The 14353-nt window shown below is 36.4% G+C and carries 20 protein-coding genes; 10 read left to right on the forward strand and 10 right to left on the reverse strand.

Annotation, left to right across the window (positions count from 1 at the left end; genetic code table 11):
• Positions 1-275: 275 nt before the first annotated feature.
• From FC748_RS22450 to FC748_RS17060, 4 genes are all read left to right on the forward strand, one after another.
• Complete coding sequence (locus FC748_RS22450) at positions 276-398, forward strand: hypothetical protein (protein ID WP_255313814.1); 123 nt, start codon at positions 276-278, stop codon at positions 396-398.
• 229 nt (positions 399-627) lie between these two features.
• The gene (locus FC748_RS17050; protein WP_024364002.1) at positions 628-930 is read left to right on the forward strand and encodes a YunC family protein; all 303 of its coding nucleotides are present in this window, start codon (positions 628-630) and stop codon (positions 928-930) included.
• Positions 931-963: 33 nt separating this feature from the next.
• Positions 964-1614, forward strand: coding sequence for an SIMPL domain-containing protein (locus FC748_RS17055; RefSeq protein WP_024364003.1), 651 nt, complete (start codon positions 964-966; stop codon positions 1612-1614).
• A 154-nt stretch (positions 1615-1768) separates the two neighbouring features.
• Positions 1769-2023 carry a group-specific protein gene (locus FC748_RS17060; RefSeq protein ID WP_108030775.1) on the forward strand — a complete coding sequence of 85 codons (255 nt, stop codon included), beginning with the start codon at positions 1769-1771 and terminating at the stop codon, positions 2021-2023.
• An 83-nt stretch (positions 2024-2106) separates the two neighbouring features.
• Here the strand turns inward: FC748_RS17060 and FC748_RS17065 are convergent, their stop codons facing one another.
• The 3 genes from FC748_RS17065 to FC748_RS17075 form a co-directional block, all read right to left on the reverse strand.
• Complete coding sequence (locus FC748_RS17065) at positions 2107-2265, reverse strand: DUF1540 domain-containing protein (RefSeq protein ID WP_108030774.1); 159 nt, start codon at positions 2263-2265, stop codon at positions 2107-2109.
• A gap of 104 nt (positions 2266-2369) precedes the next feature.
• Positions 2370-2981 (reverse strand): methyltransferase domain-containing protein, encoded by a 612-nt coding sequence (locus tag FC748_RS17070; RefSeq protein WP_167492694.1) that lies wholly within the window; start codon positions 2979-2981, stop codon positions 2370-2372.
• 48 nt (positions 2982-3029) lie between these two features.
• Positions 3030-3470, reverse strand: a complete 441-nt coding sequence (locus FC748_RS17075; protein WP_108030772.1) for a VOC family protein — start codon at positions 3468-3470, stop codon at positions 3030-3032.
• A 163-nt stretch (positions 3471-3633) separates the two neighbouring features.
• Here FC748_RS17075 and FC748_RS17080 point away from each other — a divergent pair, with 163 nt between their 5' ends.
• Positions 3634-4050 (forward strand): YuzC family spore coat inner layer protein, encoded by a 417-nt coding sequence (locus FC748_RS17080; RefSeq protein ID WP_233433826.1) that lies wholly within the window; start codon positions 3634-3636, stop codon positions 4048-4050.
• A gap of 263 nt (positions 4051-4313) precedes the next feature.
• On the opposite strand, the gene FC748_RS17085 is transcribed toward FC748_RS17080, so the two are convergent.
• Complete coding sequence (locus FC748_RS17085; protein ID WP_069508162.1) at positions 4314-4472, reverse strand: DUF1540 domain-containing protein; 159 nt, start codon at positions 4470-4472, stop codon at positions 4314-4316.
• 193 nt (positions 4473-4665) lie between these two features.
• Positions 4666-5439, reverse strand: coding sequence for a Cof-type HAD-IIB family hydrolase (locus FC748_RS17090; RefSeq protein ID WP_108030771.1), 774 nt, complete (start codon positions 5437-5439; stop codon positions 4666-4668).
• Between the two features lie 475 nt (positions 5440-5914).
• Between FC748_RS17090 and FC748_RS17095 the strand changes: the two genes are divergently transcribed.
• Together FC748_RS17095 and FC748_RS17100 are read left to right on the forward strand one after the other, a co-directional pair.
• On the forward strand, positions 5915-6607 hold the full coding sequence (locus FC748_RS17095) for a DUF2225 domain-containing protein (RefSeq protein WP_024364009.1): 693 nt from the start codon (positions 5915-5917) through the stop codon (positions 6605-6607).
• A 22-nt stretch (positions 6608-6629) separates the two neighbouring features.
• Positions 6630-6983: a hypothetical protein gene (locus FC748_RS17100; protein ID WP_024364010.1), complete on the forward strand. Its 354-nt coding sequence runs from the start codon at positions 6630-6632 to the stop codon at positions 6981-6983.
• 106 nt (positions 6984-7089) lie between these two features.
• Here FC748_RS17100 and FC748_RS17105 read toward each other — a convergent pair whose 3' ends face one another.
• Positions 7090-7923: a MerR family transcriptional regulator gene (locus FC748_RS17105; RefSeq protein WP_108030770.1), complete on the reverse strand. Its 834-nt coding sequence runs from the start codon at positions 7921-7923 to the stop codon at positions 7090-7092.
• A gap of 84 nt (positions 7924-8007) precedes the next feature.
• Between FC748_RS17105 and FC748_RS17110 the strand changes: the two genes are divergently transcribed.
• Positions 8008-8475, forward strand: coding sequence for a GNAT family N-acetyltransferase (locus FC748_RS17110; protein WP_024364012.1), 468 nt, complete (start codon positions 8008-8010; stop codon positions 8473-8475).
• The gene (locus FC748_RS17115; RefSeq protein WP_108030769.1) at positions 8462-9796 is read left to right on the forward strand and encodes an MATE family efflux transporter; all 1335 of its coding nucleotides are present in this window, start codon (positions 8462-8464) and stop codon (positions 9794-9796) included. The genes FC748_RS17110 and FC748_RS17115 overlap by 14 nt, the downstream gene beginning before the upstream one ends.
• Positions 9797-9912: 116 nt before the next feature.
• Here FC748_RS17115 and FC748_RS17120 read toward each other — a convergent pair whose 3' ends face one another.
• Positions 9913-10956 carry an AI-2E family transporter gene (locus FC748_RS17120; RefSeq protein ID WP_024364014.1) on the reverse strand — a complete coding sequence of 348 codons (1044 nt, stop codon included), beginning with the start codon at positions 10954-10956 and terminating at the stop codon, positions 9913-9915.
• Between the two features lie 419 nt (positions 10957-11375).
• Between FC748_RS17120 and FC748_RS17125 the strand changes: the two genes are divergently transcribed.
• Entirely contained in the window at positions 11376-11768 is a 393-nt protein-coding gene (locus FC748_RS17125; RefSeq protein ID WP_108030768.1) for a RidA family protein, read from the forward strand.
• Positions 11769-11883: 115 nt separating this feature from the next.
• On the opposite strand, the gene FC748_RS17130 is transcribed toward FC748_RS17125, so the two are convergent.
• The 3 genes from FC748_RS17130 to FC748_RS17140 form a co-directional block, all read right to left on the reverse strand.
• Positions 11884-12492, reverse strand: coding sequence for a flavin reductase family protein (locus FC748_RS17130; RefSeq protein WP_024364016.1), 609 nt, complete (start codon positions 12490-12492; stop codon positions 11884-11886).
• A 15-nt stretch (positions 12493-12507) separates the two neighbouring features.
• The gene (locus FC748_RS17135) at positions 12508-13449 is read right to left on the reverse strand and encodes a ring-cleaving dioxygenase (RefSeq protein WP_108030767.1); all 942 of its coding nucleotides are present in this window, start codon (positions 13447-13449) and stop codon (positions 12508-12510) included.
• A gap of 271 nt (positions 13450-13720) precedes the next feature.
• Positions 13721-14284: a cupin domain-containing protein gene (locus FC748_RS17140; RefSeq protein WP_108030766.1), complete on the reverse strand. Its 564-nt coding sequence runs from the start codon at positions 14282-14284 to the stop codon at positions 13721-13723.
• Positions 14285-14353 lie beyond the last annotated feature (69 nt).

Here is a 14353-nt window from a genome sequence, read left to right on the forward strand (position 1 = left end):
TTACTTAAACCCTTTAAAAAGATATGTTAAAAAACCAATTAACAAACAATTTCTTCATCATTCACAGTTTTTTACTTAAATTTATTTCGCCCACCTTTATTTTTAAATAATTTTCATTTACGCAACGTCAAATTTTGAACGAAATGTGAAACCTTTCATTTAGCCCTTTATTTTTTTGAAAATCAGTGTAAAATAAAGGGCATAACTGATATATAACAATTATTCAAAATAACACAACTGTTATACTACAAATTGACAACAAAGGGGATTTTACAATGTGGGTTATTACTGTTTTTGAGCAAGATACATTCCGTATGTTCGAGTACACTACGCAAGATGAGGCTAAATTAGCGCTAAAAAATATAAAACAAACAGCTATGCTTTCATATACAAAATAATCAGTGCCTGACACTGACACAATTTATCTATTGAGAAATTAAAATCCACGTAGCTTTCTGCAAAAATGCACCCTACGTAAGACGCAACAGGCCTCACGCTAGCGAAGGTTGCGGCTTACTTCGTGCACGCAAAAGCGCAGTGGATTTTTTTCGCTTTAGAATTTTAGTAGAAATATTGAACACCTTTTTATCTATTGCCATATGTATAGAGAGAAAAGGAGTGATGTTCATGGTGACAATTGAACCTATTATGATTAAAGGTCATTTTTTCACTGCTGTGATTGTGCATTTACCAAAAACAACGTTATTAACTATATCTAATGATACAGGCTACATCATGTGTGGTGCATTAGATGTCGGTCTTTTAAATAGTCGCTTATTAGATCGAAAAATTGTGGCAGGTCGAGCGGTTGGCGTGAAGACGATAGATGAGCTATTAACCGCCCCTCTTGAATCTGTTACATTTGAAGCGGAGCAACTAGGTATATTTGCAGGAATGACTGGTGTAGAAGCATTGTTAAAAATGATTTAACATGCTAGAAACCAGTCGGGAGGTGGGATTCAAATGTATTACACACATGCCCAGGCACAAGTACCCCACACATCGCGAGTAATGACTGTTAGCGGAAATGGAAAAGTAGTCGCTAACGCTAGTTATGTCCAGCTTCAAATAGAGGTCACGACACAAGGCGAAAGTGTACAACAAGCGCAGCACCAAAATGCTAGCTCTATGAATCGTGTTATTCATGCTCTTTTGGCGTTATCTATCCCAAGAGAAAACATTCAGACCGCCGCCTATACGATTACACCTATTTATGATTATGTAGAAGGTAAACAAATGTTTAAAGGCTATGAAGTAGTAAATGCTATCACGGTAAAAATACCTGATACCAATCTAGTAGGAGCTGTTATTGATACAGCTGTCGAAAATGGTGCAAATCAGATTTCCTCCATCCAATTTAAAATTGAGCATGCGGATGAATACTATCAGCAGGCTCTCAGCTTAGCACTTCATAATGCACAAATGAAGGCGAAAACAATCGCTCAAACGATGCACTTATCTGTACAGCCACAACCGATTGAAATCATCGAAGAAAACGATCATGCCCCTGTGCTTTATAAATCAATGGCAATGGCTGATTCATCTATGACAACCCCCATTGAGCAAGGTCAACTAACCATTAGTGCAGCTGTTCGCGTTACATTTCAATACTAAAAAACAAAGCCAGACTCCATTTGATGAAGTCTGGCTTTTTCCTTGTCTTGTTATGTGTGCCATATACGTTCAAGCGAAAGTAATCACTCATGAACTGTAAACGACCTTCATATATTTATTGAGTGTAAAAAGTTGCTGTTTAAAGGAGGATATGATGCAAGCTGAAAACAAACGCCTGCGAATAATTCAACATCTTGCTCATGAAATTATGGATGAAATGAACACTAGGAAAGAACCAATGGAGCTTGATACATTAATTCCTGTGATTGATAATTTATCGCGCGCCATTGGTGACTTAACGGATGCATTTGGCGATTATTCATTGGATTATGTAGAGGAAAAAGTAAAAAATGCACATACCCTATTGTTCAAGAGAGACAAAATAGATATGTACCAATTACGACATTAGAAAATTTTCGCCATCGCAAAAAGTGTTAGAATGACCTCAATCAATCTAACACTTTTTCTCTTGTGCCCCGGCTTCTACCGTCCTTAATGCTCTTCAGGTGTAAATGTTTTGCAATCTGTTTCTTCACTATTGGATGCCTGCTGACCCTTTTGACTAACAACGTAAATAGCTTCTGCCGTACATTTGTTTCCAGAGCCCCAATACGCGCAGTTATTGACTTCACATAAAATCTGTTGTGCCATCGTATCACACCTCCTCTTTTGTTATCCTTAACAAAATTGGTGTATTCAATACTTCAGCTAAGAAATAAACCCAAAATTAACCTAAAGTAAAACTATCACTGTATTTACAATGCTCTTTTTATAGCGACTAGTTTATTGGCTGCGTGACAATGTCTTATATTATTTTCATGCTGATCTTCAAATTGATAGGAGCGATAAAATGCAATGGACCATTGCTCGTATAATTCTCTAATCTCACCTTCTTGACATATGCCTTTGACAAACGGTGCTAAATCTTCTGGAATGTCAACTTCGTCTGTAAATACAGTAATAATATTGATGCCCTCTATCTTGGTATAATCTTGCATTAACTGAATAATGCGATGCCAATCTTCGCGCGCTAAAAAATGAAATAGGCCATGTGAAATGATGCAATCATAAGTATCACTAAACTGATATGTAGTAATATCTTGAACATCTGCCTGTAAATTATGTAGCTGGTGCGACGCTTTGTATCTTTTTATTTTAGCAATACCTGCCTCTGAAATATCAATGGCTTCTACCTTAAACCCCAGCTGTGCTAAATAAACGGCATGTCTACCATCGCCACATCCTATATCTAAAATGCGTGCATCCACTGGTAATTTTTTTACCCATTCCACTACTTCCTCACTAGGATTACCAAAAGCGAAATGCGTATCTGCTAAGTACTCTTTCTCCCAAAATGGTTGCTGCACCATCTCAACCCCTCTGTCCAACTAGTTAAATTTTACGCACGCTATTTATTATTTAATAATTAACATATCTGTTTCATCAAATTCCCACGTATCTCCATATGCAACTTCCCAATAATAACCGTTGGGATCTTGGAAATAACCGCTATACCCTCCCCAAAACACCGTTTCAGGCTCTTTGACAATGTTTGCTCCAGCTTTTTTTGCTAGGGAAAAGATTGCATCGACTTCTTCTTTAGATTTTCCATTATAGGCAAGCGTAAAGCCCGTAAAGTCGGTGCCTGCTTTTGGTGGGTTTTCTTCATTTATATCCTTTACTAATCGTTCTATAGGAAATAGAGAAATTTTTGTTCCTCCATTATTGAAGAAAATCACATCAGGATTTGTTTCATCTCCATAGACAACCACCTCAAAACCAAGCCCTTCACGATAAAATGCAAGCGACTCAACCATACTTTTTACACCCAATGTAATTAAATTTAAACGATTCATGCAATAACCCCCTTTTCTCAATATCTATTACTTATTCTATTTTTTTCTTTAATTCCCTTTAATGCAAATCATTATATATGCCTTATGCTCCGTCTTGAAAGAAGAACAGCCTCACACAAAACGTTATGTAACTACATAAGATACATAAGAGATTAGCAAATGGATGGGAGGAAATCCGCTGTATTACAATCCTTATCCGTATTATGTTTATAACCATTATCCAAATTGGGGAATGTCTATCCCACCTACACCCCATCATGTCCCTAGACAACTTGCCATGCCTACCACGACAACAAGCCCTTATCCGCCTATTAATACCATAAAGTTAAAGACGTCAGCAAAAGGGATGCAAACAATTATGCAACAAGTGCAATTACTGACAGAGAAAATTGAGGGTTCTGATCAATTTGCACATGATCTTAAAAACGCCGCACAGCTATCCAATCAAGATGAAGTCCAAAAACTTATTTCTTCTGCTGGAATTACAACGAAGTTTGAAGCGAAATATACGCCAGATAATATTCGTATTGTTTTGAGAGAAGGTGGGTGTTGTAGTTTAGCGTTAGTGTTATATTGGTGACTAAGAGACTTGCTATTTTCGTATCTATATATTCCGACAGAACTTATAAACAATAGATGATTATGCTAAAGTAACTGGTATCACCCATTGGATTATGTGGAGTAAAAAGAAAAAATGCACCTACCCTATTGTTCAAATAGATATAACCAATTACGACATTTGAAAACATCCTCCGTAGCATACATTAACGCAAAGCAAAAAAGTGTTAGATTGATTGTCGTCAATCTAACACTTTTTCTCTTGTGCCCCGGCTTCTACCGGCCTTAATGCTCTTCAGGTGTAAATGTTTTGCATCCTGTTTCTTCACTATTGGATGCCCGCTGACCTTTTTGACTAACAACGTAAATAGCCTCTGCAGTACATTTGTTTCCTGAACCCCAATACGTGCAGTTATTGACTTCACATAGAATCTGTTGTGCCATCGTATCACACCCCCCTCAAATCTATTTAAAATTATTCTAAATAATCACAGATAACATTTCAATAATTAAGCTAAAAATCAGGGTTATTTAACTACAATTTTCAAAATAATGCAAAATAAATATATTTACCGAATTATTAATTATTATATAAGATTTATATTAATTGATATTTACTGACTATTGACATTTCTTTTTAGATCAACTGTAGTTTGCGCAAGGCGTAATCAATGCCGCCTTTATTCGATGCCATCGTGACCTCATCCGCAATATTTTTTAAGGCTACACTTCCATTGCCCATTGCAATACCATATCCAACTTGCTTTAGCATATCTATATCATTATCTCCATCCCCAAAAGCAATCGCCTCTTTTGGATGTAAATTGAAATAACTAAGTACAGCTTCAACAGCAATTGCTTTTGATACATCCTCTTGTAAAACATTCGTAATCATAGGATGCCATCTTTCAAACTTCAAATTTGGAAATTGTGTTCTATACTTTTTCTCTACCTGTTCATTTACATATAAACACATTAAGTAAACTTGCTCATTTAAAATATTTTTATTGACGGGCGGATATTGTCTTAAAGACAATGTCTCATTCATTGCCTTTAGTGTTGCAGGGTGCTGCACACTATTCATCGATAATTGTTCAGTGAAAAATGACAGGCTATTTTGATGGTCGTTAGCAAAAGCTTTAACACTTTGTACAATAGTTTGAGCGATGGGGCTGGCATAGATGATTTGGTCTCCGTGCCGAACATAAGCACCATTCGCCGTAATAAATGTATCAATCCCTAATTTATGTAAGTCCTGACACATAGATAGTGGTCTACCAGTTGCAGCGACTAATCGAATCCCTTTGTTTTTTAGTGTATGTAAAGCATTCTTGGTACTACTTTCAATACAACCATCCTCATAATTGATCAATGTACCATCTACATCAAAAAAGACGATTTTGCAATCCATACATGTATGCGCTCCTTTTAAATTAACTATCAATAATTTCAATTATTTTACACCAAAAAGAGCATAACCGAAACATCCTTAATCTTTTTAGCCGTTCACAAAGTTACTTTATATTCAGCATATTAATGAATAGTAAAATTATCCTACATGTATTATAATAAACCTACTAAAAGATGAATAACAAAAAGCTCTCTAGGTATGTCTGACGTAATTTTAACAATGTAGGCATAACTATTTAACTTTTCCACATATACCACCGATACATACTATTGCTAGTGTATTTAAACTAACATTCTCTTTACATAAAAATAAAACCATTCATTTGACACTACTTTAATAATGCTAAAGGATTATATCAAAAAACATAGAATTGCTAAAATAGTCGAAAATCCATTAAATATATTGAACGAGTGTTATGTCCATTTAAGTAGAACTAAAGAAATGTTAAAAACTCGACACAGAGGAGTTGATTCATATGGGTTTTAATATTTACTACTACGAAAGTAATGTGGATTGCAAATTTTGTAAAAAGCAATATACAACATATAAAGTACGTCCGAATCGTTATAAAGTAGTCGAAGAACAAACGGATTTTATGCCTGTTTATGAAGGTTTAAATCCATTGCTGTATGAAGTTGCTGTATGCCCACATTGCGGATATGCCTACCATAAATCTATGACGAGAACTTACGGACCTTTCATGCTACTAATCGACGAACTATATATTAAAGAACTACAAAAGCCCATGAACATCTGTCAAGAACGGACTATCGAAGATGCTATCATAAGCTACAAATTAGCCTACCTCGTTGCAAAGGCTTCTATGGAAGAGGCACTATTAATGGCTAATATCGCACTGAAAATAGCCTGGCTTTACCGTTTAAAAAATGAAAGCGAATCTGAAATTCACTATTTATATGCTGCGAGAGATTTTTACAGTAAATCTTTTGCATCCAATCAAGAAGGCAGCGAGCGAATTCTATATTTACATGCAGAATTAAGCCTTCGCCTCGGTGATATTGGAGAAGCCAAAAAAGGATTCTCCCGCTTGATTGGGGATCGCAGTGTTTCAAATAAATATCGAAAATTAGCACGCAATCGTTGGGAAAACTACAAATATGACGAACACCCTCACAATGTCATTGAAAATAAAGAAATCATTAAATAACTAGATAAAGGAGAGGAATAAAATGCTACTTTTCGAAAAAAAAATAGACGCTCGAGAAGAGGATATTTTCTCGGAATTACATCATTTTTTACTACGGAAAAATAATCGTCAATTAACAAATGATGAAATTGTTGCATTAACAGGTATTTCATCTGACTTACTATATAAATGGGTAAAGACAGGAAAATTAAAAACATCTATCTTCCCTAATCTTGGTGCACCATGTGAACGTTGCGGTAAAATTACACAAGCTAAAATTTGTGTTAACTGTGCCTCAACCATCGTTAATACCTTAAAACAAGAAGAAAAAGACGAAGCATGGTTTAATAAAATTCAACGCAACAATCCAAGAGCGAACGCTTACCATTACAAATAAACTTGCATGCAACTGCTAAGGGCTTTTACATATAAAAAGAATCTACTCACTTTGCGGGTCAGCGGCCACAGTGTCGTAGATTCTTTTTATGTAAGCAGCCATTATGCTAGATCGCCTTTTTTGTTATTTCCATCATAATTTTTGTTACATACTCTTCTTCTCGGTTTTTAATCACCGCATCATAAATATATTCCTCATATACATACTGCCCCAGCTCGTAGCCTCTTTCAGCCATAACCTTAAATAATCGTTCGTACGTTTGTCCAAGTTCTGTTGATAACCCGAGATGATAGCCAATAATAAAGTCCCCTTCAATCGCCTTAAAATAAGGATGCCCTTCCTGGGGATGTGGTTGCTCCATATACAAGTAACAATAATTATCATAGTTCCCTGCTAAAACTTGCTCTCTTCTAGTAATGCCACCAATCGGATAACCTGTATCAAGCTGCGAGCGATCCAATTCATCAATAAAATCCGAGACCGCCTTAACAAACTGTTCTTCAGTGGAATCTTCAATATTTTTACTTAAATACAATGTTTCCTCTGGAAAATGACCAATCGTAATACTATCAAAATCTGTCTGCAAGGCTTCCTCTGTTGTTTCAATTTTCACTTCTATAATACTCTCTATCATTTCGAGCTCTTGCCGCTTCTTTGCTACAAGCGCTTTTTGCTGATGCATTAACTCTAAAAAATTTTCAGGTGATTTATCTGCCATATACTTTTGAATATCTTTTAACGACATACCGACAGTCTTTAACAATTCGATGACGCTAAAAAAATCATACTGGGCAATTGTATAATAACGATAATCTTTATGATCTTTCATAATAGGTGATAACAGGCCGATTTGATCATAGTAAATCAGTGTTTGTTTATTAACCTTACACAGTTTGGCAAATTCACCAGTTGTAAAATATTTTACATTTTTATTAAGCATTTTAAATTTCCTTTCTTGACTATATAGTTACTATATACTTTAGATTGTAGCTATCCACAATAAATTTAGAAAGGTTTTGACATTATGTTCACGGAAATACGTGACATCACAGCTTTAAACAAACAAAACGTATTAGCATTACACATTGCTGCTAATCAGCAGGACTTTATTGAAACGACACAGCAATGCCTAGACGAAGCAGCGTCTGACCAACGCTTTATACCCGTTGGCTTATATAGGGAGGATACCGTAGTCGGCTTCGCAATGTATGGTCTGTTTCCTCATGAGGATGGATCACAGCGAGTATGGCTTGACCGTTATTTAATCGATGAACGTTATCAGCATAAAGGGCTCGGGAAATACTTTTTGCAACAGCTAATCGATTTTTTACAGGCAACATACAATTGCGAAAAAATATTTTTAAGTGTTTATGACAACAATAAAGTAGCCATCCATCTCTATCAACTATTTGGGTTCGTCTTTAATGGGGAACTCGATGAAAAGGGCGAAAAAGTAATGGTAAGAGAGGTACGTACTCATGACGACCATTAATCCAATTGAAACAAGACCATTAAGACCATTATTTCTTTCTTATTTATTCCCAGCGATGATTGGTATGCTACTGATGTCAGTAAATATTTTAGTCGATGGTATTTTTGTCAGTCATGGCGTTGGCCCAACTGCTCTAGCAGGCGTCAATATTGCTGTGCCGATTTTCTCCATCTTATTATCCATATCTCTGTGGATTGGTATGGGCGGTGCAACATTGTACTCCATTTCACTTGGAGAAGGTAATAAAAAACGCGCACATCAACTTTTTACACTTTCGTTTACAACGATGCTGGCGGTAGTTTTAACTTTAGTGCTATTACTTTTATTAAATTTAAAGGAAATTGCCTATATTTTTGGGGCAAGTGATGTGACTTATCCTTATGTCCAAGAATACTTGCATGTCATTTTGATATTCGGTGTCTTTTACACAATCGAAAATTTATTAAGCATTTTCATCCGAAATGATGGAAACCCAAAGCTTGCTATGATGGGTTTAATCACAACATCCATTTTAAATATCCTTTTAAACTACGTATTTATTTTCGTACTCCATTATGGTGTAAAGGGTTGCGCGTTAGCGACGGCAATCTCTACTATCATCGGCATGTCGGTACTATGTCTCCATTTCTTCCGAAAGCAGTCTGAATTAAAATTTGTCTCTACTTTTTTCAACGTATCCGATTTGAAAAAAATATTCGCCATTGGTTTACCTAGCTTTATTGTAGAAGCCTCTATGGCGTTAATCGTGATTTTATATAATGTGTCGTTTCTGCACTATTTAGGAGCAAACGGTGTGACAGCCTATGCAATGGTTAACTATATTCATACGGTATTATTAACTGTGTTCTTAGGCATTGGTATGGCTCTCCAACCTCTAGTCAGTTACCACCACGGTGCCAGATTAAAAAAACGTTTACTCGAGCTTTTGAAGATCGGCTTAGCTACCGCTCTCATACTCGGTTTAAGCATTGCCATTATTGCGATGCTATTTCCTTCTCAATTAATGGAACTGTTTGGAGATAGTAAAATTGAAATTCGCACAATGGCAACACAAGGCTTTGTCCATTTTGCAATTGGCTACGTTTTCTTAGGTATGAATATGGTGCTTGCAGAATTTTTCCAATCAATTGAAAAAATCCGTCTTGCAACAACGATTATGTTACTACGCAGTATTATTTTATTTATTCCAGCACTCCTATTGCTACCTAAATTATTCGGCGCGCAAGCAATTTGGTGGACTTTCCCGGTTGCTGAAGGCATTACAGCATTGCTCATTCTCTTATTTATTAAAAGAAAGCCACGCGCGGTTTATTCAAACTAGTGGGTAAATTGTTTGCGTGCCTCCTTGTTGATTGTAGTGAGGGGTTGCTCGACTCCTGCGAGAACCGCAGGCACCAAAAAAGGAAGCATGCGCATAAAGCGATGCTTCCTTTTAGTTTACTTATGGTCATTGATAGCTACAGATCGTTGGGTTTCCTCCTCTAAAGACGTGACACCTAAAATATCGAGCAGGAACATAAACAATGGAATACCGATAATTAATCCCCATACCCCGAGGAATTGCTCCGAGAATAGGATGACGATAAATGTATAAAAAATAGGAAGATTTGTTTTGGCAGACATGAGCTTTGGATTTAAGAAATAAGCCTCAATCGCATGCAACACCACGACAATAATCAGAATGTAAGCAATGTACATCGGTCCACCGATGCTGTAAGCAATAATGCTTAGCGGTACCAATGAAATAATTACGCCTGCTACAGGAATTAAACCAAGAATAAAAAGCATGATTCCAAGTGCAATTAAGTGTGGGAAGCCCATAATAGAAAGAGCAATAACGGATAAAACACAGTTTACCGCAGCAATGATAAATTGCGCTTCAATTACTTTTCCAAAAGAACGAATAAATATTTTAGAAAAATATGTTAACTCGTCGTAAAGCGGACCAATTTTACTATCTTTAAATTTTGCAGTAAATTCAATAATTCGTTTCTTCTCCAAAAGGATGAACAAACTTAAAATAAGTGCAATGAACACGTGCAAAATGACTTTCCCAATGTTCGTTAAATTTTTTAACGTAAGGTCAACACCTTGTTCTAAATATTTTCCAAGTTCAATTTTCTCAAATGTCGGCGCCAAATATCTCGCAACCTCATTATCGTTCGGATTGAGATTAAAAGCTGCAATCAAATCAAAAAGCTGTGTAATTTGTTGGGTTACAACCGGCAAATACTTATAGATCACTGCAATAATAGCAGCTACAAGTAAGAGGTAAAGGGAGACAATCATCGCTTTTTCATTGATGGGTGCGATTCGTTTAAACTCTTTTGTCGCCTTAGTAGAAAGCTCATTCATTAAGTAGGTTATAATGAATGTCAGAAGAATAAGGTTAATCATACTCCGCATTAAATAAAGTGCAACAGCGATCCCAGCTAGAATAACAAAACGTTTAAATCCATTACTTCGAAAAAAATTACTCATGCATTCACTCCTTCTACAAAACGGCTTCGCTGCCTCTACTGCCAACTTACAGAACGCGAAATATATTAAGCAAGTAGACAAAATTATTAGTTATCAATATTTATCATTTTCATGGTCCTTTGAGTTTAGGGGGATAAAAACCTCTGTCTAGACAGCGTATTTCCATTACTCCGTTCAACAACCCTTTTTCAAGAAGTTCAATCCATTGTAAAATAGATTTTTTTTACTTTTCGAATTAGAATGAAAGACAATACGATTAATGTGTATTGAAAGCTACATCAGCGTTATAGCCAAAATTTTAATAATTCTATTATACCCTTATAAACTATCATATCCAAAGCAACTTCTTTTGTTTTATGTTAATTTCAGTACGATATTTAGGAAGTATCTCCAAAATAGAATAGATAAGGAATGATTCGATGAAAATCTCAAGAAATCCAAAGGAAATTCACCCGCCTGTAGCTCCATATGTACACCAAATTGAAATAACTGGCCCAAACAGATGGCTAACATTTTCAGGTCAAATCGGGATGGCGTTAGACGGAACTGTACCTGAAGATCCAATCATTCAATTGCAACTAGCGCTTAACAATATTAAAAAAAATCTTGAGTGTGCTGGCATGACTGTTGCAGATTTAACAAAGGTTGTATTTTATTTAGTTGGAGAATTTGACCCAGCACAAAGAAAGCATGTGATGGGTGACTTTTTCGGTGATCACTGCCCTTGTATGACAATGGTATATGTAGTAGCACTTGCTTCGCCCGTATTAAAAGTAGAAATTGATGCGTGGGCATGTCAGGAAATCATATAAAAGGTGCAAAAGGATTTACCATTTAAAAAACAGGAAATGCTCGTGAATGGCGACTATTTTCTGTAGTAAGCCATTCACGAGCCATATATCTTTTCAAAAATTTTGCTTATTTACTTTATTGAGGGCGTTCTATGTCAAAAATATCGCCGATTTTTGCATAACTCGCTCCAGCTAATCGGCTTACTGCCTTTAATGCGCTAGCGTCTATTCGTCCTTCATGATAAATCACATCATCTAAATGAAATTGTACAATTTCACCAATAAACAAATCGCCTGTCTGCTGTTCTTTATTCATTAAAGGAACACTTTGTACTAAGCGACATTCCATTCGGACTTTCGCCTCTTTCACACCTGGAACAATTATTCGCTGACTGTCGATTACTGTAAAGTTAGCTCTTTCAATTTCACTCTCTGTTACTGGTAACGAAGCAGCTGTTTCATTTACCTGGTTAACATTGTCCTCATCTACAATATGCACTACAAATTGTTCTTGATACAAAATATGACGAGCGGTATCCTTTAAGCGCCCTGTTGCTCTTTGAATTGCAAGGGAAATCATCGGTGGATTCGATGACACGATATTAAAGTAACTAAACGGTGCGCCATTTATAATGCCCTGCTCGGACAAAGTCGTGACAAAGGCAACAGGTCTAGGAATAATGCTGCCAACTAATAATTTATAGTTTTCACGTTCTGTATTTTTCTTCGGATCAATCGAAATCAAATAACTCCCCCCTTTTTATTCATCTAATGAACGTACTTGAATCGGGATTAACGCGCTTTCTAACTGTTCTCGATGTTGTTCATATTGCAACGGTAACATTAATTGACTCCCCATTGTCTCCAATGGTTCATCATGCGCGAATCCTGGTGGATCTGTCGCAATTTCAAATAAAATTTCACCTGCTTCACGGAAATAAATAGCGTTAAAATAGTTACGATCCTTTACTTCCGTCACATGCTGCCCATGATTCATCACATGCTCTTGCCACGCTAAATGATCTGCATTATCCTTTGCTCTCCAAGCAATATGATGGACTGTGCCGACCCCCATGTGGCCTCGTACGCCTGATACCGTTTTTAAGTCTATAATATTTCCGATGTCAGCGCTTGATTTGAATCGAGCATATTCGCCTTCTGTTGCAATTTTTTCAAGCCCCATCACATCTACTAATACCTTTTCTGTTTCTTGTGGATGGCTTGAATAAAGCGTTGCACCTCCAAAACCTTTAATGGCAACTTCCGGTGTAACTTCACCAAATGTCCAATTATTTCGTTCACCTTCTGCACGAGCTACTAATTCAATATGAAGTCCATGTAGGTCATCAAATTGAACGACTTGTTCTCCAAAGCGGTCAGCTTTTTTAAATGGAACAGAAAATTTTGCAAGGCGATTAATCCAGAAAGGTAGTGCTCCTTCTGGTACAACGTATGTTGTTACACCAACTTGACCGTCGCCGATACGCCCTTGATAAGCATTTGGCCAAGGAAAGAACGTCATAATTGTTCCTGGCTTACCAGCATGGTTACCAAAATAAAGATGATACGTGCCTGGGTCGTCAAAGTTAACTGTTTGTTTTACTAACCGTAAACCTAAAATCCCCGCATAAAAATCAATATTCTCTTGTGGATGCCCTACAATAGCTGTGATGTGGTGAATTCCTTCTGTATGTTTGTTCATAGTAACAGTTCCCCTTCATATTCATAAATAAATTATTTTCTTTGTATATGTTTTCTAACTACGTGCAACTTCAAACTTCTAATTAGAGAATGCTTTGCACATTCGATTTAATTATCTTGAATTAATATATCTTGAATTCAAGATAATTATAACACGTAAATTTTAATTTCGTCAATATATCATCCAAAAATTGAGTTTAGCTTGGCATAGTAAAAGCAGAGCTGCTATACATCAACAACTCTGCTTCTACTATGAAAAATTATTATCGTGATTAATTGTGTTGACCATAGCCTCCGTGCGAAGCCATTGCATCCGCCTTTGTAGCATGGACAGTTCCGAATGGGTGGTTAGGAGGAGCATAGATTGAAAACAGCTTTAATGGCACATTCCCTATATTGGTTAAATTATGCCAAGTTCCAGCAGGTATTACGATCGCGTAATCATCCTGGACATTTTGTGTAAAGCTTAAATTTTCTTTACTTGACCCCATTTGCACAGTCCCATGCCCTTGTTCAATATAGACAAACTGATCGACATGTGGATGCATTTCTAAACCTACATCCTCACCAATATTGAGACTCATTAACGTAATTTGCAAATGGCTTCCTGTCCATAGAGCAGTACGGTACGTATTGTTCCGCTTGGTTGCCTCCTCCATATTTACAACAAAAGGCTGTTGCCCATAATCGGTACTCATTTGACTGTTATTTCCGTTGACAGCTTGATATGGATAGGCACTATTCGGTAGTACTACTTCATATGGAACAGGCCAGTGAACAGACTGATTTCCATAGCTATACATTGGTATATTGGCATAATAAGGAGCATAGTACATTTTCTCAATCCTCTCACAGATTCTAAAATTATTCTATGCAACTTATTGTCAAAATGTACCCAATCGTAG

The organism is Lysinibacillus sphaericus (genome assembly GCF_005217585.1).
In the GTDB taxonomy this organism is placed as follows: domain Bacteria; phylum Bacillota; class Bacilli; order Bacillales_A; family Planococcaceae; genus Lysinibacillus; species Lysinibacillus sphaericus.